The 25,050-nt window shown below is 41.6% G+C and carries 23 protein-coding genes; all 23 read left to right on the top strand.

Features of this window, described 5'->3' with window-relative positions; all coding sequences use genetic code 11:
• The first annotated feature begins 1 nt into the window (after window position 1).
• The 23 genes from QUF73_08220 to QUF73_08110 all read left to right on the top strand — a co-directional run bounded on the left by QUF73_08220 (window position 2) and on the right by QUF73_08110 (window position 25,034).
• The gene (locus tag QUF73_08220) at window positions 2-1,099 is read left to right on the top strand and encodes a chemotaxis response regulator protein-glutamate methylesterase (protein MDM5226196.1); all 1,098 of its coding nucleotides are present in this window, start codon (window positions 2-4) and stop codon (window positions 1,097-1,099) included.
• Between the two features lie 19 nt (window positions 1,100-1,118).
• A complete protein-coding gene (locus QUF73_08215) occupies window positions 1,119-3,155 on the top strand; it encodes a chemotaxis protein CheA (protein ID MDM5226195.1) in 2,037 nt (678 codons plus the stop codon).
• A gap of 33 nt (window positions 3,156-3,188) precedes the next feature.
• Window positions 3,189-3,665, top strand: coding sequence for a chemotaxis protein CheW (locus QUF73_08210; protein MDM5226194.1), 477 nt, complete (start codon window positions 3,189-3,191; stop codon window positions 3,663-3,665).
• Window positions 3,662-4,303 carry a chemotaxis protein CheC gene (locus QUF73_08205; protein ID MDM5226193.1) on the top strand — a complete coding sequence of 214 codons (642 nt, stop codon included), beginning with the start codon at window positions 3,662-3,664 and terminating at the stop codon, window positions 4,301-4,303. Before QUF73_08210 ends, QUF73_08205 begins: the two co-directional genes overlap by 4 nt.
• Complete coding sequence (locus QUF73_08200) at window positions 4,296-4,793, top strand: chemotaxis protein CheD (GenBank protein MDM5226192.1); 498 nt, start codon at window positions 4,296-4,298, stop codon at window positions 4,791-4,793. Before QUF73_08205 ends, QUF73_08200 begins: the two co-directional genes overlap by 8 nt.
• Window positions 4,794-5,058: 265 nt before the next feature.
• Window positions 5,059-5,814 carry a FliA/WhiG family RNA polymerase sigma factor gene (locus QUF73_08195; GenBank protein MDM5226191.1) on the top strand — a complete coding sequence of 252 codons (756 nt, stop codon included), beginning with the start codon at window positions 5,059-5,061 and terminating at the stop codon, window positions 5,812-5,814.
• 37 nt (window positions 5,815-5,851) lie between these two features.
• A complete protein-coding gene (locus QUF73_08190; protein MDM5226190.1) occupies window positions 5,852-7,240 on the top strand; it encodes a FapA family protein in 1,389 nt (462 codons plus the stop codon).
• 6 nt (window positions 7,241-7,246) lie between these two features.
• Entirely contained in the window at window positions 7,247-7,558 is a 312-nt protein-coding gene (locus QUF73_08185; GenBank protein MDM5226189.1) for a hypothetical protein, read from the top strand.
• Window positions 7,559-7,567: 9 nt separating this feature from the next.
• Window positions 7,568-8,167 carry a hypothetical protein gene (locus QUF73_08180; GenBank protein ID MDM5226188.1) on the top strand — a complete coding sequence of 200 codons (600 nt, stop codon included), beginning with the start codon at window positions 7,568-7,570 and terminating at the stop codon, window positions 8,165-8,167.
• 147 nt (window positions 8,168-8,314) lie between these two features.
• Entirely contained in the window at window positions 8,315-9,016 is a 702-nt protein-coding gene (rpsB, locus tag QUF73_08175; protein ID MDM5226187.1) for a 30S ribosomal protein S2, read from the top strand.
• Window positions 9,017-9,205: 189 nt separating this feature from the next.
• The gene (gene tsf / locus QUF73_08170; GenBank protein MDM5226186.1) at window positions 9,206-10,087 is read left to right on the top strand and encodes a translation elongation factor Ts; all 882 of its coding nucleotides are present in this window, start codon (window positions 9,206-9,208) and stop codon (window positions 10,085-10,087) included.
• A 119-nt stretch (window positions 10,088-10,206) separates the two neighbouring features.
• Window positions 10,207-10,932, top strand: a complete 726-nt coding sequence (gene pyrH / locus QUF73_08165) for a UMP kinase (protein ID MDM5226185.1) — start codon at window positions 10,207-10,209, stop codon at window positions 10,930-10,932.
• The gene (gene frr, locus QUF73_08160) at window positions 10,932-11,489 is read left to right on the top strand and encodes a ribosome recycling factor (protein ID MDM5226184.1); all 558 of its coding nucleotides are present in this window, start codon (window positions 10,932-10,934) and stop codon (window positions 11,487-11,489) included. The genes pyrH and frr overlap by 1 nt, the downstream gene beginning before the upstream one ends.
• A gap of 352 nt (window positions 11,490-11,841) precedes the next feature.
• Entirely contained in the window at window positions 11,842-12,621 is a 780-nt protein-coding gene (locus QUF73_08155) for an isoprenyl transferase (protein MDM5226183.1), read from the top strand.
• Window positions 12,622-12,638: 17 nt separating this feature from the next.
• On the top strand, window positions 12,639-13,433 hold the full coding sequence (locus QUF73_08150; GenBank protein ID MDM5226182.1) for a phosphatidate cytidylyltransferase: 795 nt from the start codon (window positions 12,639-12,641) through the stop codon (window positions 13,431-13,433).
• Between the two features lie 173 nt (window positions 13,434-13,606).
• Window positions 13,607-14,749: a 1-deoxy-D-xylulose-5-phosphate reductoisomerase gene (locus QUF73_08145; GenBank protein MDM5226181.1), complete on the top strand. Its 1,143-nt coding sequence runs from the start codon at window positions 13,607-13,609 to the stop codon at window positions 14,747-14,749.
• A gap of 91 nt (window positions 14,750-14,840) precedes the next feature.
• On the top strand, window positions 14,841-16,103 hold the full coding sequence (gene rseP, locus QUF73_08140) for an RIP metalloprotease RseP (GenBank protein MDM5226180.1): 1,263 nt from the start codon (window positions 14,841-14,843) through the stop codon (window positions 16,101-16,103).
• Between the two features lie 138 nt (window positions 16,104-16,241).
• Window positions 16,242-17,945 carry a proline--tRNA ligase gene (locus tag QUF73_08135; protein ID MDM5226179.1) on the top strand — a complete coding sequence of 568 codons (1,704 nt, stop codon included), beginning with the start codon at window positions 16,242-16,244 and terminating at the stop codon, window positions 17,943-17,945.
• Between the two features lie 184 nt (window positions 17,946-18,129).
• Window positions 18,130-22,440, top strand: coding sequence for a PolC-type DNA polymerase III (locus QUF73_08130; protein MDM5226178.1), 4,311 nt, complete (start codon window positions 18,130-18,132; stop codon window positions 22,438-22,440).
• A 271-nt stretch (window positions 22,441-22,711) separates the two neighbouring features.
• Window positions 22,712-23,179: a ribosome maturation factor RimP gene (rimP, locus tag QUF73_08125; protein ID MDM5226177.1), complete on the top strand. Its 468-nt coding sequence runs from the start codon at window positions 22,712-22,714 to the stop codon at window positions 23,177-23,179.
• Between the two features lie 96 nt (window positions 23,180-23,275).
• Window positions 23,276-24,433, top strand: a complete 1,158-nt coding sequence (gene nusA, locus QUF73_08120) for a transcription termination factor NusA (GenBank protein MDM5226176.1) — start codon at window positions 23,276-23,278, stop codon at window positions 24,431-24,433.
• Window positions 24,434-24,450: 17 nt separating this feature from the next.
• Complete coding sequence (locus QUF73_08115; protein ID MDM5226175.1) at window positions 24,451-24,735, top strand: YlxR family protein; 285 nt, start codon at window positions 24,451-24,453, stop codon at window positions 24,733-24,735.
• Window positions 24,732-25,034 carry a YlxQ family RNA-binding protein gene (locus QUF73_08110; GenBank protein ID MDM5226174.1) on the top strand — a complete coding sequence of 101 codons (303 nt, stop codon included), beginning with the start codon at window positions 24,732-24,734 and terminating at the stop codon, window positions 25,032-25,034. Before QUF73_08115 ends, QUF73_08110 begins: the two co-directional genes overlap by 4 nt.
• Window positions 25,035-25,050: the final 16 nt, after the last annotated feature.

Genomic DNA, 25,050 nt, shown 5'->3' with positions numbered 1-25,050 from the left:
CATGAAGACAGTCAGAGTGCTCGTAGTAGATGATTCAGCCTTTATGAGAAAACTGATAGCGGATTTCCTTGCTGAAGATGACAGAATTCGAGTTGTCGGCACAGCCAGAAACGGGGAAGAGGGACTAAGGAAGATAAAAGAATTAAATCCTGACGCCGTAACCATGGATGTTGAAATGCCGGTTCTAAATGGCCTGGAAGCTCTCAAAATTATCATGAAAACCATGCCGGTCCCTGTTGTGATGCTTTCAAGCACAACGAAGGAAGGTGCTGAAAACACCTTCACAGCCATGGAATATGGTGCAGTTGATTTTATTGCCAAGCCATCCGGGCCAATCTCACTGGACCTGCATAAAATAAAGACTGAATTAACAGAAAAAATTGTGCAGGCGAGCAATGCAAATATGAAAGGTCTGGTTAAATTTTCAGCTATTGGAAAAAAATCTGCTGTAATCCAGCAAAATTATAGTAAAATAGAACCAGGAAAATCCGTTCAGTCCAGCCGTTCTGCTGCCAAATCGAGCCCAAATCTCAGACAGTTAATTTGCATAGGTACTTCCACAGGCGGACCGCGGGCTCTTCAAAAAGTGCTAAGTGACCTCCCTGGAAATCTTAACGCACCGGTACTGATTGTTCAGCATATGCCTGCCGGATTTACGAGATCGCTGGCCAGCAGACTAAACGGTTTATCAGATTTATCGGTAAAGGAAGCCGAGGAAGGGGATATTCTTCAGAACGGCACGGCATATATAGCTCCAGGAGGCTTTCATCTGACAGCAGCAAGATCAGGCGAGGATCTTGTAATTCATCTGGATAATTCACCGCCAAGGAACGGACACAGGCCTTCGGTTGATGTGATGTTTGAGTCCTTAGGTGAAATTAATGGGATTCAAAAAATTGCTGTGATCATGACAGGAATGGGAGCAGATGGAAAAAATGGCCTGATGGCAATGAAGAAAAACGGTCAAGTAAAGGCCATTGCTGAATCAAAAGAAACATCGATTGTATTTGGAATGCCGAGAGCAGTGATTGAGTCTGGTCTGGCAGATGATGTGCAGAAAATTGAACGTATAGCAGAATCCATATTGAAATTTGTTTAAAGCCGAGGGGGGCAGGCACATGGAGATGAATCAATATTTAGAGGTATTTATTGAAGAAAGCAAGGAGCATTTGCAGGCGTGCAATGAACAGCTACTTGAATTAGAGAAAAATCCTGAAGATATTAAAATAGTTAATGAGATATTCAGGTCAGCGCATACACTGAAAGGCATGTCAGCCACCATGGGATATGAAGATCTGGCAAATCTAACCCATCAAATGGAAAATGTGCTTGATGCAATCAGAAATCAGAAAATTAAAGTAAATGCTGAAATTCTGGATGTCGTTTTTCTGGCTGTTGATGATCTTGAAGCAATGGTCCAGTCAATTGCAGAAGGCGGTGACGGCAAAAGGGATGTTTCTGAAGCAGTAGAAAAATTAATGCTGATCGAAAAAGGGGAAAGTCCGGCGCAGTCTTCAGCAAGAGCTGAAACGGCAGCAGCAATTGCAGAACCGCAAGGACTGATCAAGAGTACATATGATGATTTTGAATGGACAGTTATTCAGCAATCGAAGGAGCAGGGCTTTGAGTCCTATGAAATATCAATAGCATTGCGGGCAGATTGTCTGCTGAAAGCTGCCAGAGTATATATGGTTTTTGAAGTACTTGAGAAGAGCGGGGAAGTGATCAAAGCAACCCCTTCAGTTGAGCAGCTCGAAGAAGAGCAATTTGATCAGGGATTTTCCGTAACAATTGTGACAAAAGAAACAATTGAAGATATCCGTCAGAAACTTTTGAATGTATCGGAAGTGGAAAGAATAGAAGTGCTGCCGCTATCAATGGGGAACTACAGCCCTCAGAAAGCTGCGAAAGTGGAAGAAGCTGCACTGCCTGCAGCGGAAGAGTCCACAGAGGCTGCTTCAGATATGCCAAAAGAGGAAAAGAAAGCCCCGGCAGCAAAGCAAGTCAGCAATAAAACGATTAGGGTGAATATCGAAAGATTGGATATCCTTATGAATCTGTTTGAAGAATTGGTGATTGACAGGGGACGGCTTGAACAAATATCAAAGGAATTAAACAATCAGGAACTGCATGAAACGGTTGAGCATATGTCAAGGATCTCAGGAGACCTTCAGAATATTATTCTGAATATGCGCATGGTCCCAATTGAAACGGTATTTAATCGTTTTCCAAGAATGGTCAGACAATTGGCAAGAGATTTAAATAAAATGATCAATCTCGAAATTGTCGGGGCAGAAACTGAACTTGACCGGACAGTTATTGATGAAATTGGCGATCCGCTTGTGCACTTAATCCGAAATGCACTGGACCATGGGGTTGAAACGCCGGAAGTCCGCAAAGAAAATGGAAAAAGTGAAGAAGGAAATGTCGTATTAAAGGCATATCACAGCGGCAATCATGTGTTCATTGAAATAGAGGACGATGGTGCAGGCATAAACAAAGAAAAGGTTATAAAGAAAGCACTGAAAAACGGCATCATTACTGAGCAAACGGCTTCCACTCTAACGGACAAACAAGCTTATGAACTGATTTTTGCTTCTGGCTTCTCGACTGCGGATAAAATCTCAGATGTTTCCGGGCGGGGTGTGGGTCTTGATGTTGTAAAGAATACAATTGAATCATTGGGAGGATCAGTTTCAATTGATTCAAAAGTGGGACAGGGATCCATTTTCTCCATACAGCTGCCATTAACCTTATCCATTATTTCAGTCATGCTCATTGAGATTGAAAAGGAAAAATACGCAATCCCTCTATCGTCTATTATTGAAACAGCTATTATCAGAAAAGAAGACATCTTAAGTGCACATAATCAAAAGGTGATTGATTTCAGAGGAAAAGTGGTTCCGCTCCTTTCTTTGAAGGAAATCTTTGAGGTGCCATCAGAGAGTCATGAAGACGAATTCATTTCCGTTGTCATCGTCAGAAAAGGGGAAAGGATGGCCGGGCTTGTTGTCGATTCCTTTATTGGACAGCAGGAAGTGGTTTTAAAATCCCTTGGAAACTACTTAACCAGCGTGTTTGCCATTTCCGGTGCAACTATTTTAGGTGATGGACAGGTGGCCCTGATAGTGGACTGCAATGCATTGATTAAATAAATTTATTTTGATGTTTATAAAGGAGTGAACAGGATGACTGAGACGGCAGCCGCGGATTTTAAATTGATTGTATTTCAGCTGAAAGATAAAGAATATGCGATTCCGGTTAATCAGGTGCGTTCAATTGAAAAGGTTGAACATATAACCCGGGTTCCACGAACAGCAGGCTTTGTAAAAGGAGTAATCAATTTACGGGGTATTGTGACGCCGATCATTAGTCTCAGAAGCAGATTTAATCTGGAAGAGGCTGAATATAATGAGCATTCACGAGTAATTATCGCGGTATTGGATGATATGGAAGTTGGGCTGATTGTAGATTCTGCAAATGATGTCATTGATGTTGCCTTTGAATCTATTGAACCCCCGCCGGAGGTAATCGGTTCTGAAGAGTCCAATTTTATCAAGGGTGTAACGAAAATCGAAAAGCGATTATTTATCCTGATAGATTTGGAAAGAGTCCTGAATCCTGAAGAATTGACAGCCCAGGATGGACGAGGGATAGCAGGATGAATTTTTTAGACAAGAATATCAGCAGCTTGAAATTGGATATTCTTAAAGAAATCGGGAATATTGGAGCAGGGCATGCGGCGACTGCATTATCAACGCTTCTCAATAAAAAAATTGATATGTCTGTGCCGGATGTAAAAATTGTTTCTTTTGATGAAATGATCGATATGGCTGGAGGGGCAGAAAATGTAGTGGCCGGGGTATTTCTGAGGATAGAAGGAGACGCCCCTGGCAGCATGTTTTTTGTCCTGCCTCTTGAACAGGCTGAAATATTCATTCGTGAACTGCCTGGAAACATACCTTTCTGTGCAGATGAATTGCCATATGATGAACTTGCCCTATCCGCACTGCAGGAGCTTGGAAACATTCTCTCAGGTTCTTATTTATCTTCTTTATCTGATTTTACCAAACTATCACTTTCTCCTTCAGTGCCGATGCTATGCGTTGATATGGTGGGAGCAATAATTGGCACAGGGCTGCTGGAAATTTCACAGGTGAGCGATTACGCCATCGTCATTGACACAGCTTTAAATGAAGAACTTCAAAATACGGATGCTGTAAATGGCCACTTTTTTTTGCTTCCAGATCCTGAATCATTTCAAATCATTTTTAAGGCCTTGGGAGTCCCAGATCATGAATAGTCTTCTTGAAATTGTAAAAGTTGGCATCGCAGATATGAATATTGTTAAAACTCCCGGCTTAATCAGGACATCAGGACTTGGTTCCTGTGTCGGTGTGGTTCTCTATGACCTTAGTGCAGAAATTGCCGGGCTTGCACATATTATGCTGCCCGATTCATCTCTTGCCAAAGGTACGAGCTTTAATTCAGCTAAATATGCTGATACTGCTATCAGGGACTTAGTGAGCCTTCTGTCGAAAAGTGGTGCAAGACCAACAGGATTAAAAGCGAAGATTGCCGGTGGAGCTCAAATGTTCAAGTACTCCTCCGGAAGTGATTTAATGAGGATTGGCCCAAGGAACGTAGAGGCGGTAAAACAGGAACTTTCATCCTTGAAAATTGCTATTTTAGGTGAAGATGTGGGGGGCCACAGCGGCAGAACAATCGAATTCAACCCTCAATCAGGCGAACTGATGATTCGGGCTGTAAACAAAGGTCAAGTGATTATTTAAGCGCCTGTTTTAAAGAATCAGCTTTTTTATTCCGGCTTTAAAAAATCTGTAAGCAAAATTCGCAAATTACAAGATTATCACCGCCAGCCATAAAAGCTGATTTTTCTCCGGATTATTTATAAATCTCTCCAGCCTCTTCGAAGAACAAGTCCCCTCTTTATTGGTTAATAGTGAGCGGTGAAGACGGAAGTTAATATTTTTATAGGAAACATTTTGATATACTGACAATAGTTAATAGAAATGGAAACGTTTGAGGAGGATGGCCATGGCAGACCTGATAACAGAAGAAAGCACATACTGGGCTAAATGGGTCGACTCTCGTGATGCTCAAGCGGGGAATTTTCTTGTGAAAAAATATTTGCCTCTTGTAAGCTATCATGTACAGCGGATATCCGCTACCCTGCCGAAGAATGTTTCAAGAGATGATATTCGAAGCCTGGGGTTAATGGGGTTATATGATGCGCTGGAAAAATTTGATCCTGCAAGAGATTTGAAATTTGATACATATGCTTCTTTTCGCATTCGCGGTGCAATTCTGGATGGATTAAGAAAAGAAGATTGGCTTCCCCGAAGTACGAGGGATAAAGCAAAAAAAATTGAAGCTGCCATTGAGAAGCTGGAGCAGCGGCTGATGCGCAATGCAACTTTGCATGAAATTGCTGAAGAAGCAGAGATGCAGGAAGATGAAGTGTATTCTGTTATGAACGAACATTTTTACGCAAACATCCTTTCAATTGATGAACAGCCCGATGCGGAAGAAAAAGATGGAAGCTACTCCATTAAGGATGAAAAAGCAATTATTCCAGAAGAAAAGGTATTAAAGAATGAAATTTTGGAAGAAATGGCTGAAAAAATCTTACAATTAAATGAAAAAGAGCAGCTGGTGCTAAGTTTATTTTATAAAGAGGAATTAACACTGACAGAAATTGGCGAAGTAATGGGCTTATCTACCTCCCGTATATCTCAAATACATTCAAAGTCAATTTTTAAGCTGAGGCAGCTGCTGGAAAAAGCAATATAACCTTATGTCATTTCTTTCTACAGAGGAAGGAATCAGCATGGAAAATCAATTTCAAATTATAGTCGATGCTCAACGCTTAGCTGCATTGATTCAGCCGTTAGATATTAATAAGCTGGATGAAGCCGTCCACCCTGAAAATTTGTACAAACTGCTTGCTGACGAAAAGATCACACTTGGTGTGAGTGAAGAAATAATCCAGAGAATCTGCAAAGATCCTTTCTCAGTGGAATATCCCATTCTATTGGCAAAAGGAATTCCTGCAGAAAACGGCTGTGATGCATACCTATTAAATGAAGTCACTTTTGACCAGCAAACGAGGAGAAAGGGATTTAATTTTAGAGATGTTCTTCATATTCCTTCTGTTAAACAGGGACAGCTCCTGGCATCTGTTATTCCTTCTACCCCCGGTGCTCCCGGAAAAGATATTTTTGGACAGTCCGTACCGGCAAAGAATGGAAAATCTTTAAGAGTCAAAGCAGGAAAGAATGTATTTGTAAATGGCGACAAATATTATTCGCTATTGGATGGTCAGGTTAGTTTTACTCCAAACAGCATTTCTGTAAATCCGGTATTTGAAGTGATTGGCGACCTTGACTTGAAAACCGGGAATATAAATTTTGTTGGGAATGTTATAATACGCGGCAATGTTCCTGCCGGTTATGAAATTAAAGCTGGAGGCGACATCATAGTTACCGGTCTTGTGGAAGGCTCTTTCTTGCAGGCGGATGGCAATGTGCTTATTTCTGGCGGAATTTCCGGCAGTCATAAAGGTTCAGTTGTATCGGGAGGTTCTGTTCAGGCAGCATATCTAAATCAGGCAAAAGTAACTGCTGAACAGGACGTAATAATAACAAAATCAATCCTCCACAGTCATGTGCATGCTGGCGGAGCGATCAGGTGCAGCGGCGCATTGGTCATTGGAGGTAAGCTTCTGTCCGGCTCTGATATGGAGATAAAAGAGCTGGGCAATCACTTATTCACTAAGACGGAGCTTTTTGCAGGGATGAACTCCAATTTGGATAAGGCCGAAAAAGATCTCATAAACGAATCAGCCAAACTGCAGGAAACAATCAAAAAGCTGGAAAGTATTGAAGGAAGACTGACAGAAATGGCCAGGCTTACAGGAAAGCTGTCGGAAGAGCAAAGAACCATTATACTCAAACAAAGGGCCACAAAAGCTCATTTGCAGGATAAATTGACCAAAATAAATGAAGAGCTTGCCGAACTGGATAAAGAAAAAGAAGAAAAAATGAATGCTTCCATTCTTATTTATGGGAAGGTCTATCCAAACACTTCTATGCATTTTGGAAAATATTCAAAAGTGATCCGGCAGACAGTCAAATCTTTTAAGTTCCATTTTTCAAAGGGAGAAATAAGAAGTGATCCTTTAGAAACAGCTAAAAACGATCCTTTATTAAGGAAGTGATCTGGGATGAGTTTAAAATCAATAGAACTGCAGATAGCACTGCCAAGAACGTTAGACGCAGGGAAAATCCAGGATCAGCTTCAGCAGAGGGGACAGACAATCAGCGGATTTGCTGCTGAAAGTACACGGAAAAATGCTGAAAAGCAGCGGACGGCCGTGATAAAACATGAGCAGAAACAAAATGTCAATCTTGGCAATGATGACAGCGAACCCCAAAAAGAGGCCGGGGGACATAATCGGAAAGAAAATCAGAAAAAAGACAGCAATGACAAACAGAACCATCCGTACAAAGGGAAGGTTATTGACTACAGCGGATAGAGGGATATCATGACAGCTTTTCTATTAGCTATTAGCCTGCTGCTGAATATTGTAGCGTTATTAGCCATAATTTTGCTGTTTCTGCGTCAGAATAGATTAATGGAAACAGAGAAAAAACAGGAAAAAGTGCTTGTTGAAATGGAAGAGGTTATATCTTCTTACCTTATTCAAATGAAGGAAGAAAACGATGATTTTATTAACAAATTTTCGCAGATAAATGCTAAAAACCAAATATCTGTAAAAGAAAAAAGTATCCGGTTAAATACGGAAAGAAAAAGTGATGAGCATATAGCTAGAGCTGATGAGAAATCAATGCGATTTGCCAGAGCATCCATATTCCAGGCATCTAAAGCCTACAAAAATAATTTAAGAGCTTCAGAGGAAGAATTGAATGAAACAGAAGGTTTAACATCTTTAAAGGAAGCTGAATCTGTAATGCAGTCAGAAGACAGTCAGCCGGTTAAAACAGCGATTTTTTCATCAATGGAAGATCAAGTGTTTGTGATGAAAAAACAGGGAATGAATGTGGAGGATATTGCAAAAAAATTAGGAAAAGGGAAGACTGAAATCGAGTTAATGCTTAAATTTCGTCAAAATCAGCAAGAATAGCTTGATTGTGAAAAACACTTATGCTATATTAACAAATGGTGTTAATACACACGCTTATGGATTTAGCCGGATGGTGCTGTTCTCATACAGTTGCCGGCTGAAAATGATATGAGCGGAGGAAATAAAAACCATTAGGAGGAAACACAAATGTCAGTAATTTCAATGAAGCAATTGCTTGAAGCTGGTGTACACTTCGGACACCAAACACGCCGCTGGAACCCTAAGATGAAGAAGTACATCTTCACTGAGCGTAACGGCATCTACATCATCGACCTTCAAAAGACTGTTAAGAAGGTAGAAGAAGCTTACAACTTCGTTAAGGAGCTTGCTGGAAACGGCGGTACAATCCTTTTCGTAGGTACTAAGAAACAAGCTCAAGATTCAGTTAAAGAAGAAGCAATCCGTTCTGGTATGTTCTTTGTAAACCAGCGCTGGTTAGGCGGAACTTTAACAAACTTTGAAACAATCCAAAAGCGTATTGCACGTTTAAAGGATATCGAAAGAATGTCTGAAGACGGAACTTTCGAAGTTCTTCCTAAAAAAGAAGTTGTTCAATTAAAGAAAGAGCAAGAGCGCTTAGAGAAGTTCTTAGGCGGAATCAAAGACATGAAGAGCCTTCCAGATGCTCTATTCATCATTGACCCGCGTAAAGAGCGCATTGCTGTTGCAGAAGCACATAAATTAAACATCCCTATCGTTGGCATCGTTGATACAAACTGTGATCCGGATGAAATTGATGTTGTAATTCCTGCAAACGATGATGCTATCCGTGCTGTTAAATTGTTAACAGGCAAAATGGCAGATGCTATCCTTGAAGCTAAACAAGGTGAAGAAGTTACAACTGCTTAATAGAAAAGCGGAGGCGCCTTGGAGCGCGGGAGCTGTATTGCTCTAAGGTGCTTTTTTCTTGATTTAAAGAAGGTGATAAGAGGGAGCACCCTTTATCACCTTTTTTTAAAGAAAAGGCAAAGTTTAGTTTTCCATACAGCTATATATGGTAAAGATATTATTACATAACTCATTAAGGAGGATCTCATAATGGCAATTACTGCTCAAATGGTTAAAGAACTTCGTGAAAAAACAGGCGCAGGCATGATGGACTGCAAAAAAGCACTTCAGGAAACTGATGGTGATATGGAAAAAGCAATCGACTTCCTTCGTGAAAAAGGAATCGCTAAAGCTGCTAAGAAAGGTGACCGTATTGCTGCGGAAGGTCTTACTTCTGTTAAAGTTGACGGAAACGAAGCTGTTATCCTTGAAGTAAACTCTGAAACAGATTTCGTTGCCAAGAACGAAGGATTCCAAACTCTTGTAAAAGAAATCGCTGAACACTTGCTTGCTAATAAGCCGGCTTCTGTAGAAGAAGCAGCTGGCCAGACAATGGCTAACGGTGCAACTTTAGAATCTCACATCAACAGTGCGATTGCTAAAATCGGAGAAAAGCTTTCTCTTCGCCGCTTCGAAATCAAAACAAAAACTGACAGCGATGCTTTCGGTGCTTACCTTCACATGGGCGGACGCATTGGTGTGTTAACAGTTATTGAGGGAACAACTGACGAAGATGCAGCGAAAGATGTTGCAATGCATATTGCTGCCCTAAACCCTAAATATGTTTCTCGTGATGAAGTATCACAGGACGAAGTAGAGCGCGAGCGTCAAGTATTAACTCAGCAAGCTCTTAACGAAGGCAAGCCTGAGAATATCGTTGCTAAGATGGTTGAAGGACGCCTAGGAAAATATTTCGAAGATGTTTGCGTAAACGACCAGGCTTTTGTTAAAAACCCTGATCAAAAAGTAGGCAAATTCGTTGAATCTAAAGGCGGAAAAATCCTTGAGTTCGTTCGCTACGAAGTTGGAGAAGGAATCGAAAAGCGTGAAGACAACTTCGCTGAAGAAGTAATGAACCAGGTTAAGAAGTAATTTTTGAATATTAATTAATTCAGCTATGATTCAGGGAACACTTTGTGTTCCCTGTTTTTCAAGAATGAGATAAAATTAAAGAAGCTTGGTGAGTTTTTATACTACATATGGAGGTTCTTATGAGCAGCCCTAAATACAAACGCGTGGTCTTGAAATTAAGTGGAGAAGCTTTAGCAGGAGAGCAAGGTTTCGGAATTAATCCTTCAGTGATTAAATCAATTGCTGCACAGGTTAAGGATCTGGCTGCATTAGGTGTTGAGGTTGCCGTTGTTGTCGGCGGCGGAAACATCTGGCGCGGAAAGATCGGAGAAGAAATGGGTATGGACAGAGCAAATGCCGACTATATGGGAATGCTTGCTACTGTCATGAACTCATTGGCGCTGCAGGATAGCCTCGAGAATCTCGGAGTAGAGACGAGAGTTCAAACCTCAATCGAGATGAGGCAGGTCGCTGAACCGTACATCCGCAGAAGAGCCATCCGCCATCTTGAGAAAAAGCGGGTTGTGATCTTTGCTGCAGGAACCGGAAATCCTTACTTCTCTACTGATACAACAGCAGCATTGCGAGCTGCAGAAATTGAAGCAGAAGTAATTTTAATGGCGAAAAACAATGTAGATGGCGTTTATTCAGCTGACCCTCGCATTGATAAAAATGCTAAGAAATATGATGAGCTTTCCTATCTTGATGTATTGAAAGAAGGATTGGCTGTCATGGATTCTACAGCTTCATCTTTATGCATGGATAACAACATTCCATTAATTGTGTTCTCAATTATGGAAAAAGGCAATATTAACCGCGCCGTAATGGGTGAAACAATCGGAACAATCGTTAGGGGGAAAAAATAATGCCAAAACAAGTTATTGCAGATGCAAAAGAAAGAATGACTAAAGCAATTTCAGCTTATACAAGGGAGCTTGCGAGCATCCGTGCAGGTAAAGCAAATGCTTCATTGCTTGATCGCATCACTGTTGATTACTATGGTGCGCCGACTCCTGTAAATCAGCTTGCCGGGGTGTCTGCTCCAGAAGCACGCCTTTTAGTCATTACTCCTTATGACAAATCCATTCTTGGAGAAATTGAAAAAGCCATCCTTAAATCTGATATCGGCTTAAATCCGTCAAATGACGGCAGTGTTATCAGACTGGCTATTCCTCAGCTTACTGAAGAACGCCGTAAAGAGCTCGTAAAGGTTGTCAAAAAAGAATCTGAAGACGCCAAAGTTGCTATCCGGAATGTTCGCCGCGATGCCAATGATGACCTTAAAAAGCTTGAGAAAAATGGGGAGATCACAGAAGATGATCTTCGCGGTTTTTCTGACGACATTCAAAAACTTACTGATGACCACATCAGTAAGATTGACGAATTAACAAAAGAAAAAGAAAAAGAAATTCTTGCAGTCTAATGACTCTATACTGAGAACCCTCTATCAATAGGGGGTTCTTTTACTCTTTGGGAGCATACATTATCAGATCGTGTGTTTAAGCACTGACTTAGCTGAAACATGCGCAGAAGGCTAGCATTCCTATCCTGAATTTAGTTTCTGGCAACATACTCTTTTATAGAGATATATTTAATTATTTTTGGTATGATATTATCATGCGGAAAGAGGCAATATCATAATTTTACCATTAGAATAATCTCTAAAAGATACTAAGACTGAATATCAGCTATCAATCAGCGGGGGACCCCCCCAATGACTGAAGTTTCACTTTATCTTTTATCGGAGGATTAACCTATTTTAAAGGAGCAGACTTATGTTTGATAAAATGAAGTTATGGAAGTCCCAAAACAGTTCTTCCGATCTCCGAGAGAGAGTTGAAAAAATAAAAGAATTGCAAATTCCTGAGCATGTTGCCATCATTATGGATGGAAATGGAAGATGGGCGAAAAAAAGAGCTCTTCCAAGAGTTGCCGGCCATCATGAGGGAATGAAGGTTGTCCGAAAAATCACCAGATTTGCAAGCGATATTGGAGTACAGACCTTAACTTTATATGCATTCTCTACAGAAAATTGGAAAAGGCCTAAAATGGAAGTGGACTTTCTTATGAAACTTCCTGAAGAATTTCTGGGAAATTTCCTTCCAGAACTGATAGAAGAGAATGTGCAAGTAAGAATGATTGGTTATTTTGACCACTTGCCTGCCCATACCCGTAATGCAGTTTCCAAAGCGATGGAAGAGACAAAAAATAACACCGGCCTGGTGTTGAACTTTGCACTTAATTATGGAAGCAGAGCCGAAATACTCGAAGCCGTCAAGCATGTCTTAAATGATTGCAAAAGTGGTATAATGGATGAAAATGAATTGAATGAAGAAAAATTCTCATCCTACCTCATGACGGGCGGGCTGAAGGATCCCGATCTGCTGATTCGTACAAGCGGTGAAATCAGATTAAGCAATTTTATGCTTTGGCAGCTTGCATACACAGAATTCTGGTTTACGGATGTATTATGGCCGGATTTCAATGAAGAGCAAATGCTAGAAGCAATCGAGGTATTCCAAAGCCGCCAAAGGCGTTTTGGGGGAATACAATAAAGGTGTTGAAAAATTGAATGAAGCAGCGTATTATCACAGCAATTATATTTGGTGCAGTCCTCTTGCCAGTCATTATCTATGGAGGCATGCCAATCATCATCCTGGCATACTTGCTGGCATCCATTGCACTATATGAACTATTGAAAATGAGAAATTTGAGCTTATTCTCGATTCCAGGCATTATTTCTTTACTATTATTGTGGACTTTCCTTTTGCCTAAAGAATTTCAGTCAATCCTGGATGATTTGAATTATACAAAAATTGAGGTAGCTCTTTTTGGGGTGCTTCTTTTCTTAACGTATACAGTCGCAACAAAAAATAAATTTACTTTTGATGATGTGGCTTTTTCGATTATGTCTACTTTATATGTTGGCATTGGGTTTTACTATTTTATGGAGACCCGCTTCGCAGATCAGGGTCTGACATATCTCTTTTTTGCATTATTCCTTATTTGGGCAACAGATTCAGGTGCCTACTTTATAGGGAAAGCGATGGGAAAGAAGAAGCTTTGGCCTGAAATCAGCCCGAATAAGACTGTGGAAGGGTCACTTGGTGGTGTAGTCTGTGCTCTTGCAGTGGCGGTATTATTTATTATCTTCACAGATATTGATGAGTCCATGCTGGGGTTATTAGTGATTACAGCCATCTTGTCAGTGTTCGGGCAAATAGGGGATTTAGTGGAATCAGCTTTAAAGCGTCATTATAATGTAAAGGACTCAGGAAATATTCTGCCTGGCCATGGCGGGATTCTGGACCGTTTTGACAGCTTATTATTCGTCCTGCCATTGCTCCACTTTTTTCACTTGCTGTAAAGCAATAGGCAGAGAGCAGCTTACGAATATTAGATAACTGCCTAACTCCAGCTCCTGCCCCCTCGAGCTGTCGGGGATGGGCACCAAGGAATGCTGCCTTGGATTAACTTCGCAGGAACAAGTGATCTTTACTTGTTCGGAAGGCGCTTCCGCTTTTCTTATAGGAGGAGACTATGAAAAATATCAGTTTAATGGGTGCAACAGGGTCGATTGGGACACAGACCCTTGATATCATTAAGGAACACCCAGAGGAATTTAAGCTGGCAGCCATGTCTGCAGGCAGAAATATAGATCTTGCCCGGAAAATTATCTCTGACTTTCAGCCAGAACTTGTCTCACTATCAGAAAAAAGTTCTGCAGATATTCTTAAAGCTGAGTTTCCTGGCATAACATTTACATATGGACATGAAGGTTTGATAGAAGTAGCTGTTTACCCAAAATCTGAAATACTGGTTAATGCAGTTTTAGGCAGCGTAGGACTTGATTCCACATTGCAGGCGATTGAGGAAAAGAAGACAATCGCCATTGCAAATAAGGAAACCCTTGTGACTGCTGGCCATCTGGTCATGGAAGCAGCAAAGCGAAACGGTGTAATGCTTCTTCCAGTAGACAGTGAACACTCAGCTATTTTTCAATCCCTGCAGGGGGAAAAAGAGAAAAATATTGAAAGGCTCATTTTGACAGCTTCTGGAGGAAGCTTCAGAGACCGCTCCCGCATGGAATTAGAAAATGTGACAGTTGAAGAGGCGCTTAATCATCCGAATTGGTCAATGGGAGCAAAAATCACCATCGATTCTGCCACTATGATGAATAAGGGACTTGAAGTAATTGAAGCACATTGGCTTTTCTCCATGGATTACCGTAAAATAGATGTCCTTCTTCATAAAGAAAGCATTATCCATTCCATGGTGGAATTTCATGACAGCAGTGTAATCGCACAGCTTGGCACCCCGGATATGAGAGTACCAATTCAGTATGCTTTAACTTATCCTGACAGGCTCCCTCTCCAATCAGCAAACCGGCTGAATCTTGCTGAAATTGGCAAGCTCCATTTTGCAGAAATGGACTTTGAACGCTTTCGCTGCCTGAAGTTTGCCTATGAAGCCGGTAAAGCTGGCGGATCAATGCCAGCTGTATTAAATGCAGCAAATGAAGCTGCTGTTGCTGCATTCTTAGATGGAAAGATTACCTTCCTGCAAATAGAAGATTTCATCGAAAGAGCACTGGGCAGCCATGACATTATCTCAAATCCAAGTCTTGATGAGATCCAGGAAACAGATTTGGAGACGAGGAAATATGTTAACTCGCTTCTATAAGCTTGCGTTCAAATGCATGGTGGAAGCAGCAATAAATTATATAATACTCACCAGCGCATTTGAACAACCTCTAAAAAAAGGTGGTTAAAACTTGAGTACAGTAATAGCCTTTATTGTTATTTTCGGGGCACTGGTATTTTTCCATGAACTTGGACATTTAATATTTGCAAAAAGAGCAGGAATTCTCTGCCGCGAGTTCGCTATTGGATTCGGCCCTAAAGTGTTTTCCTTTAAAAAAGATGAAACAGTTTATACGATTCGTCTATTGCCAATAGGCGGTTTTGTGCGCATGGCCGGTGAAGATCCCGAGATGGTGGAAATTAAACCTGGCTACCGCATTGGCCTGATCCTTAATGACAACGAGGAAGTAAGCAAAATTATTTTAAATAATAAAGATAAATATCCAAATGCAAGAATAGTTGAAGTTGAAGATGCTGATATTGAGCATGCCCTTGAAATAAAAGGATATGTTGAGGGCGAAGAGGAAGAGTCAATTCAAATTTTTAAAATCAGCCGTTCAGCCGTACTGGTTGAGGATGGAACAGAAACACTCATTGCCCCGTATGACCGTCAATTTGCATCAAAGACATTAGGCCAGAGAACTATGGCGATTTTCGCAGGCCCTATGATGAATTTTGTTCTTGCTTTTATCGTTTTTGTTCTAATAGCGTTATTGCAGGGAATTCCAACTAATGAACCTTCACTGGGCAAGCTGACCCCTGATGGTGCAGCTTATGAAGCTGGGCTTAAGGAAGGCGATTTAGTTCAAAGTGTTGATGGAGCAGAAATTTCCAGCTGGTCAGATGTGGTAGAAATCATTAGACAGAATCCAAGTGAAGAATTGGAGTTTTTGGTGGAAAGAAACGGCCAGGAATATACAATACCGGTTACTCCAAAGGTTCAGGATGTTGAAGGCGAAAAGATTGGAATTATAGGCGTATATAGTCCAATGGAGAAATCACCTTTAAAGGCCATTACCTATGGAGCTAAGGAAACCTATTTCTGGACTAAAGAGATTTTTGTCATGCTGGGCAAGCTTGTCACTGGACAGTTCTCAATTGATGCATTATCAGGCCCGGTAGGAATCTATGTTTCAACAGATACAGTTGCCAAATCCGGCATCTATTACCTAATGAAATGGGCAGGAATCCTAAGCATAAATCTGGGAATTATGAACCTGCTTCCAATTCCGGCTCTCGATGGCGGAAGATTAATGTTCTTTGCTGTTGAAGCTGTAAGAGGGAAGCCGATTGACCGCCATAAAGAGGGGATGGTCCACTTTATTGGGTTTGCCCTTTTAATGCTATTAATGCTAGTGGTCACTTGGAATGATATTCAGAGATTTTTCCTGTAAAAACTTAGCAGAGCTGCATGCAGAAGAAGTGGAAGGGCTCTGGTCTCAGGAAGCTATTAGCTTTTCCTGAAGGCCGGGAGACCCTTCTTTTATTGAAAAAGGAGATTCAATACATATTTTTAATTGAGGTGCAAATAAATGAAACAGAGCATGACGCTTATTCCTACATTAAAAGAAGTGCCAGCAGATGCGGAAACAAGAAGCCACCAATTATTGCTTAGAGCTGGTTTTATCCGACAGAACGCAAGCGGAATTTATAGCTATATGCCTTTAGCGAAAAAAGTTTTGCAAAAGGTTAAAGCGATTATCAGGGAAGAAATGGACAATGCAGGGGCTGCCGAGCTTCTGATGCCAGCCCTTCAGCAGGCTGAACTTTGGCAGGAATCCGGGCGCTGGTATACATATGGACCTGAACTGATGAGAATGAAGGATCGCCATGAGCGAGAATTCGCTCTGGGTGCCACTCATGAAGAAGTGATTACCAGTCTGGTTCGTGATGCCGTAAAATCATATAAGAAATTGCCATTGGCTCTTTATCAGATTCAGACAAAATTCCGTGATGAGAAGCGTCCTCGCTTTGGGCTTCTTCGCGGGCGTGAGTTTATCATGAAGGATGCTTATTCATTTCACTCAAATCAAGAAAGTCTTGATGAAATGTATGATAAACTTTTTACAGCTTATTCCAATGTATTCCGACGCTGCGGACTGAATTTCAGAGCTGTCATTGCTGACTCGGGTGCAATGGGCGGTAAAGATACACATGAATTCATGGTTCTTTCGGAAGTTGGAGAAGATACGATCGCTTACTCAGATGCTTCCGACTACGCTGCCAATATTGAAATGGCCCCAGTCATTGTACAATACTCAAAGAGCAATGAGGAACCTAAGGAATTGGAGAAGGCAGCAACAGAAAACCAAAAAACGATTGAAGAAGTTTCATCTTACCTGAACGTGGCTAAAGTGCAGTGTATAAAGACGCTTCTTTTTAAAGCTGATGAAAAATATGTTCTTGTCCTTGTCCGCGGAGACCATGAAGTAAATGACATCAAGCTTAAAAATCTGCTTGAGGCCGCTGCCGTGGAGCTTGCTGGTGCCGAAGAGACGAAGCAAATTCTCGGCTGTGCTGTTGGTTCTTTGGGACCTATTGGAGTGAAGGATATTGATATCATTGCCGATTATGCAGTGGAAGCCATTGTGAATGGTGTATGCGGAGCCAATGAAGAAGGAATTCATTATATTAATGTTAATTCAGAGCGTGATTTCAATGTAACCAAATATGCAGATCTCCGTTTCATTCAAGTGGGCGACCCTTCACCAGATGGACAAGGAACGATTCAATTTGCCAAAGGAATTGAAGTTGGACATATCTTTAAGCTGGGCACTCGCTATAGTGAAGCGATGGAAGCGGCTTATTTAGATGAAAATGGAAGAACACAGCCAATGATTATGGGCTGCTATGGCATCGGAGTTTCCCGCGCTATGGCTGCCGTTGCCGAACAGTTCAATGATGAGAATGGTTTTATCTGGCCGCGCTCAATGGCTCCATTCGACTTGCATCTCATCCCTATTAACATGAAAGACGAAGCTCAGGCTGCAGTTGCTGAGGAATTATATAAAATGTTAAAGCGGGATCGCTATGAAGTATTAATGGATGACCGCCAGGAACGTCCAGGTGTCAAATTTGCAGATTCCGACCTTATTGGCTTGCCAATACGCATAACTGTCGGCAAAAAAGCTTCTGAAGGCATCGTCGAAGTGAAAGTAAGAAAAACAGGTGAAATGCATGAAATCCACAAAGATCAGCTAGCCGAAAAAATTTCCGAATTGATATCGGCACTATAAAAAAATACGGGAATTGTTCCTTTTGATGTAGACGAAAAAACGGGTTCCAAATTGGAATCCGTTTTTTCAATCACTATATGATTCGATATGGTATAATTAAGTCCGTCTGTCTATTTATAATTTCATAACTAAAAAACTTAGACTTATTAATAGAAACAAAGTTTATTGGATGGGAGAGAGAAAGATGAGCGAACCTTCTAGATTTCAGCTCTTGCTCCAGCAGATGCAGCTAACTGAAGATGCCTTTGTGCAGCACTTTCATGATGCCCAGATCGAAAGGGTCATAGTCGAAAGACAGTCACGGAAATGGCATTTTTATTTTGCCTTTCCAAAGATTGTGCCTTGCAGTGTATATAGCCGCTTCACAGATCAGCTGGAAAAGACATTTTCCCATATCGCAGAAATTTCTTACAGCATAACTGTGAAAAATCAGGATTTTACTGAAAAGCTTGTACTTGAATACTGGCACAACTGCATCAAAGAAATGGATGGCATGGCGCCGCCGCTCATAAAGCTTTTGAATGAACAGGTTCCATCTGTACAGGGAAACAAACTTATCATTAAGGTCCGAAATGAATTGGAAGGATTGTCTATCAAGAAGAAGTACGCCGGCACTATTTCGGATGTTTTTCAAGTCTTTGGCTTTCCGGCCTTAACAGTTGATACAGAAGTATCTTCTGAAGGGTCCAATGAAGAATATGAAAAATTCATGGAGGCCAAACGCAAAGAAGACCAGGAGCGCGGTCTCCAGGCTGCAATCGAGATGCAGAAGAAAGAGGCCGAAGCAGAATCAGCAGATTCTTCAGCACCTCAGGGGCCGCTTACAATTGGTCTTACCATTAAAGACGATGCAGATTACCGTAAATTGATTGATATAGTTGATGAAGAGCGCCGAGTAGCCGTTGAAGGCTATGTATTTGCTGCTGAAACGAGAGAGCTCCGCAGCGGCCGGACACTCTTAACTTTCAAAATTACTGATTATACCAGCTCCATTCTTGTAAAAATGTTCTCGCGGGACAAAGAAGATGCTGCTTTATTTCAGTATGTTCAAAAAGGTATGTGGCTAAAGGTCCGAGGCAGTATACAGAACGATACATTTGTCCGTGACCTGGTAATGATCGGGAACGATATCAATGAAATTAAACCCATTCAAAGACAGGATACATCGCCTGCTGAAGAAAAAAGGGTTGAACTTCATCTTCATACACCGATGAGCCAGATGGATGCAGTTTCATCTGTCAGTGCACTGGTTTCACAGGCGAAAAAGTGGGGACACAAAGCTGTTGCCATTACAGACCATGCTGTTGCTCAATCATTCCCTGAAGCCTATGGTGCCGGGAAAAAGAATGATATAAAGATCTTATACGGAATTGAAGCGAACCTTGTCGATGACGGTGTGCCGATTGCCTATAATGATGCGCATCGCAAGCTTACCGATGATACCTATGTTGTATTTGACGTTGAGACAACCGGCTTATCAGCTGTATATGATACTATCATTGAGCTTGCTGCAGTTAAGATTCATGATGGGGAAATCATTGATCGGTTTGAATCCTTTGCAAACCCTCATCACCCTCTGTCGGCAACAACGATCAATCTGACTGGAATCACAGATGATCTGGTGGAGAATGCACCGGAAGTGGAAGAGGTTCTGAAGAAGTTCAATGAATGGACAGGAGATGCTGTTTTAGTAGCCCATAATGCTTCCTTCGACATGGGTTTCCTTAATGTCGGCTATAAAAAAATGGGCATAGGCAAAGCTCCTAATCCTGTTATTGATACTCTTGAACTCGCACGCTTTTTATATCCGGACATGAAAAATCACCGTCTGAATACGCTTGCCAAAAAATTTGATGTTGAACTCACCCAGCATCACCGTGCCATATATGACGCGGAAGCAACGGGTTATCTGCTTCTTAAAATGCTTAAGGGTGCAGATGAAAAAGGGATCGAATATCATGATCAATTCAATGATAATATGGGACAGGGAAATGCCTATCAGCGGGCAAGACCGGCGCATTGCACCCTGCTTGCACAGACAGAAGAAGGTTTGAAAAATATCTTTAAACTCGTATCCATCTCACATCTTGAATACTTTTACAGAGTGCCGCGCATTCCGAGGTCAGTCCTGCAAAAGCATCGTGAAGGTATTCTGGTTGGATCGGGATGTGACAAAGGCGAAGTTTTTGAAGGCATGATGCAGAAATCTCCAGATGAAGTGGAAGATACAGCGCAATTCTATGATTATCTTGAAGTGCACCCAAAAGCCGTCTATGCACACCTTTTGGAGCTTGAACTTGTAAGAGATGAAAAAGCGCTTGAAGAGATTATCGGCAATATTGTAAAACTGGGGGATAAGCTTGATCTGCCGGTAGTCGCGACCGGCAATGTCCACTACCTGAATCCAAATGATAAAATCTATCGAAAAATCCTTGTTAATTCACAGGGAGGCGCGAATCCTCTGAATCGCCATCAGCTTCCAGATGTTCACTTCAGGACTACCAATGAAATGCTTGATGCTTTTTCATTCCTTGGAAAAGAAAAAGCGAAGGAAATTGTGGTAGAAAATACGAACAAAATAGCGGATATGATTGAAGAAATTAAGCCGATTAAAGACGATTTGTATACGCCAAAAATTGAAGGCGCAGATGAAGAAATGCGCAGCATGAGTTACGGAATGGCAAGAAAAATATATGGTGATCCGCTTCCTGAGATCGTTGAAGCCCGCCTTGAAAAAGAACTTAAGAGTATTATCGGGCATGGGTTCGCGGTTATCTATCTGATCTCTCATAAGCTTGTAAAAAAATCATTGGATGATGGCTATCTTGTTGGTTCCCGTGGATCAGTCGGCTCCTCTTTTGTTGCGACGATGACCGAAATAACTGAAGTAAATCCGCTGCCTCCGCATTACGTTTGCCCGGAATGCAAGACATCCGAGTTTTTCAATGACGGGTCAGTTGGCTCCGGTTTCGACCTGCCTGATAAAGACTGCCCGAACTGCGGAGCCAAATATAAAAAAGATGGACATGATATCCCGTTTGAAACGTTCCTTGGTTTCAAGGGAGATAAGGTTCCCGATATTGACTTGAACTTTTCGGGGGAATACCAGCCGAAGGCCCATAACTATACAAAGGTGCTATTCGGGGAGGATTATGTATACCGTGCAGGAACAATCGGTACTGTGGCAGACAAAACAGCTTATGGTTACGTCAAAGCATACCAGCAGGATAATAATCTTCAAATCAGGGGTGCCGAAATTGACAGGCTGGCTTCCGGCTGTACAGGGGTAAAGCGGACAACCGGACAGCACCCAGGCGGTATTATTGTTGTGCCGGATTACATGGATATTTATGATTTTTCGCCTATTCAGTTCCCTGCTGACGACCGGACATCTGAATGGAAAACGACCCATTTTGACTTCCATTCAATTCACGATAATCTATTAAAACTCGATATACTGGGGCACGATGATCCGACCGTCATCAGAATGCTTCAGGACCTTAGCGGAATTGATCCAAAAACGATTCCGACGGATGACCCTGAAGTAATGAAAATCTTCAGCGGGCCGGAATCGCTTGGTGTGGCAGAAGAGCAAATCATGTGTAAAACCGGAACACTAGGCATACCGGAATTTGGTACGCGATTTGTCCGCCAGATGCTTGAAGATACAAAGCCGACCACTTTCTCAGAACTTGTCCAGATTTCAGGTCTTTCTCATGGTACGGATGTTTGGCTCGGAAATGCCCAGGAATTGATCCATAATAATATTTGTAACTTAAGTGAAGTAATCGGATGCCGTGATGATATAATGGTTTATTTAATCTATCAGGGTCTGGAGCCTGCTTTTGCTTTTAAAATTATGGAATCGGTCCGTAAGGGTAAAGGCCTGAGCGATGAGATGGAAGCGGAAATGAGAAAGAATGAAGTGCCGGAATGGTATATTGATTCCTGCAAAAAGATTAAATACATGTTCCCTAAAGCCCATGCGGCTGCCTACGTATTAATGGCTGTCCGGATTGCGTACTTTAAAGTGCACCATCCGCTTCTTTACTATGCAGCATATTTCACTGTCCGCGCAGAGGACTTTGACGTTGATGCCATGGTTAAAGGATCCCAGGCGATACGTGCGCTCATCGAAGAAATCAATGCAAAGGGACTTGATGCTTCTACGAAAGAAAAAAATCTATTAACTGTAATGGAGCTGGCTTTGGAAATGAACGAAAGGGGCTTTAACTTCCAAAAGGTGGACTTATACCGCTCAAGCGCAAGTGAGTTTATCATTGAAGGAAATTCTTTGATCCCGCCGTTTAATTCCATTCCAGGATTGGGTACAAACGCAGCATTCAATATTGTTAAAGCAAGAGAAGAAGGAGAATTCCTATCCAAAGAAGATCTGCAGCAGCGCGGAAAAGTGTCCAAGACAATTATCGAGTATCTGGATAACCACGGCTGCCTGGAATCCCTTCCGGAACAAAATCAGCTTTCTCTATTCTAAAAAAGAGAGCAGCCATATGTTCCAAACCCTTCTGCTGACAGCTATTCCATTTGCATAAAAAAATTGGTTATGGTATAGTTTTATTGGAAATACTAAGAATAACTCTCGCAAAAGGAAGAGTGGGGCAACCCACTCTTTCGTGTTGTGTACGGTTTTTTCCTAATATCGGATCTATGTTAAAACTATATGTTAATTAAAGTTTAGCAGAGCCAATATCTAATTTATTAGTGTAAAACATGAGCTAAGAATCCAGCAAAAAGGAGGGAAATGAATGAGCAAAGTGACTGAAACGGTGGAACAACTGGTCACCCCTATTGTGGATGAACTTAATTTAGAATTAGTCGACATTGAATATGTAAAAGAAGGGAAAGACTGGTTCCTTCGCGTATTTATTGATAAAGAAACTGGTGTTGATATCGAGGAATGCGGAATGGTCAGTGAAAGGCTAAGCGAAAAGCTTGATGCTGAAGATCCGATTCCTTACAACTATTTCTTGGAAGTTTCATCGCCGGGAGCTGAACGCCCTCTAAAGAAAGACAGTGATTTTGTTAAAGCAGTCGGCAAGAATGTTTTCGTTAAAACATACGAGCCGATTGATGGAGAAAAGACGTTCGAAGGTGTGTTAACCCAATTTGACGGAGAGACCGTTACGGTTGAAGTGAAAATCAAAACAAGGAATAAAAGGATCGAAATTCCTTATGAGAAGGTAGCGAATGCCCGTTTAGCCGTTGTTTTCTAATGACGGCTGATTGCGGGCTTGCTTATTAATAAAAGCAAATTGCTACTTTTAGCGTTGATCATTTTTATAAGAGAAATAAAGGGGGATATAAATCTCATGAGCAGTGAACTTTTGGATGCTCTGACATTGCTTGAGAAAGAAAAAGGCATTTCTCGCGATGTGATTATCGAAGCAATTGAAGCTGCATTGGTGTCAGCCTACCGCAGAAACTTTAACCAGGCACAGAATGTGCGCATTGATTTAAACCTAGGAAACGGAACGATGAGAGTCTTTGCACGCAAAGAGGTAGTGGATGAAGTATTTGATCCGCGTCTTGAAATCTCAGTTGAAGATGCTCAAAAGATCAACCCGAACTACCAGGTGGAAGATGTCGTTGAAATGGAAGTAACTCCTAAGGACTTTGGGCGCATCGCTGCCCAAACGGCCAAACAGGTTGTTACACAGCGTGTCCGTGAAGCGGAGAGAGGCATCATTTATTCTGAATTTATCGACCGTGAAGAAGATATTATGACGGGAATTGTTCAGCGTACAGATCCTAAGTTCATCTATGTGAGCCTTGGAAAGATTGAAGCGATCCTTCCGGCAAACGAACAAATGCCAAATGAGCGTTATCAGCCCCATGACCGCATTAAAGTCTTTATTACAAAAGTAGAAAAGACAACAAAAGGACCACAAATCTTTGTCAGCAGAACGCATCCTGGCCTGCTGAAGAGATTATTTGAAATTGAAGTGCCTGAAATTTATGATGGAACTGTTGAAATCAAATCAGTTGCCCGAGAAGCAGGGGACCGTTCTAAGATCTCCGTTCATTCAGACAATGAAGAAGTAGATCCGGTAGGTTCATGTGTAGGGCCTAAGGGCACACGCGTACAGGCGGTAGTAAATGAGCTTAAGGGCGAAAAAATTGATATTGTAAAGTGGTCTTCTGATCCGGTAGTTTTCGTTGCCAATGCACTAAGTCCTTCTAAGGTGCTTGACGTAATCGTAAATGAAGATGACAAAGCGACAACAGTTGTAGTCCCAGACTATCAGCTATCCCTGGCAATCGGAAAGCGCGGCCAGAATGCAAGACTTGCAGCCAAGCTTACAGGCTGGAAAATTGACATCAAATCAGAAACAGATGCCCGTGAAGCCGGAATTTATCCGCGGGATGAAACACTGTTGAACTTTGATAATGATGATTATGAAAACGAAGACTACGAAAATGAGGCAGACTTCGATTTTCAGGATGAGCTTTTAGAGGGAAAAGAATAGGGAAGAGGTGAATGATCGTGAACAATCGTAAAAAAGTTCCTTTGCGAAAATGTGTCGCTACCGGTGAAATGAGGCCGAAAAAAGAACTCGTTCGCATCGTTCGCTCCAAAGAAGGGGAAGTATCTGTAGACCCGACCGGAAAAAAATCAGGGCGCGGGGCTTATCTTTCCAAAGAAAAGGAAGCAGTTTTGTTAGCAAAGAAGAAGAATATCTTAGCCAATCATTTAGAAGTTTCCATAGATGATGCTATCTATGAAGAACTCTTGATGTTAATAGAGAAGGAGAAACGGCAATCCAAATGAACTCAAATCAATGGATGTCATTGCTTGGCTTAGCCAATCGGGCACGGAAAATTACTTCGGGAGAAGAGCTTGCTGTTAAAGAGATCAGAAACGGCAAAGCAAAGCTTGTTTTGCTGTCTGCAGATGCATCCGCAAATACGGCAAAGAAAGTTACAGATAAATGTAAATCATTTGGGGTTCCTTATAAGCTGATTCAAAACCGGGAAATGCTCGGTAAGGCTATAGGGAAGGAAGCCCGTGTTGTTGTGGCAGTGTTAGATGCCGGATTTGCAAAAAAGCTGTTAACGTTGCTCGATTAATACTAGCGGGGGTGAA

The sequence above is a fragment of the Cytobacillus sp. NJ13 genome (assembly GCA_030348385.1).
Taxonomy (GTDB): domain Bacteria; phylum Bacillota; class Bacilli; order Bacillales; family Cytobacillaceae; genus Cytobacillus.
This window is presented reverse-complemented; position numbering and strand designations above follow the sequence as displayed.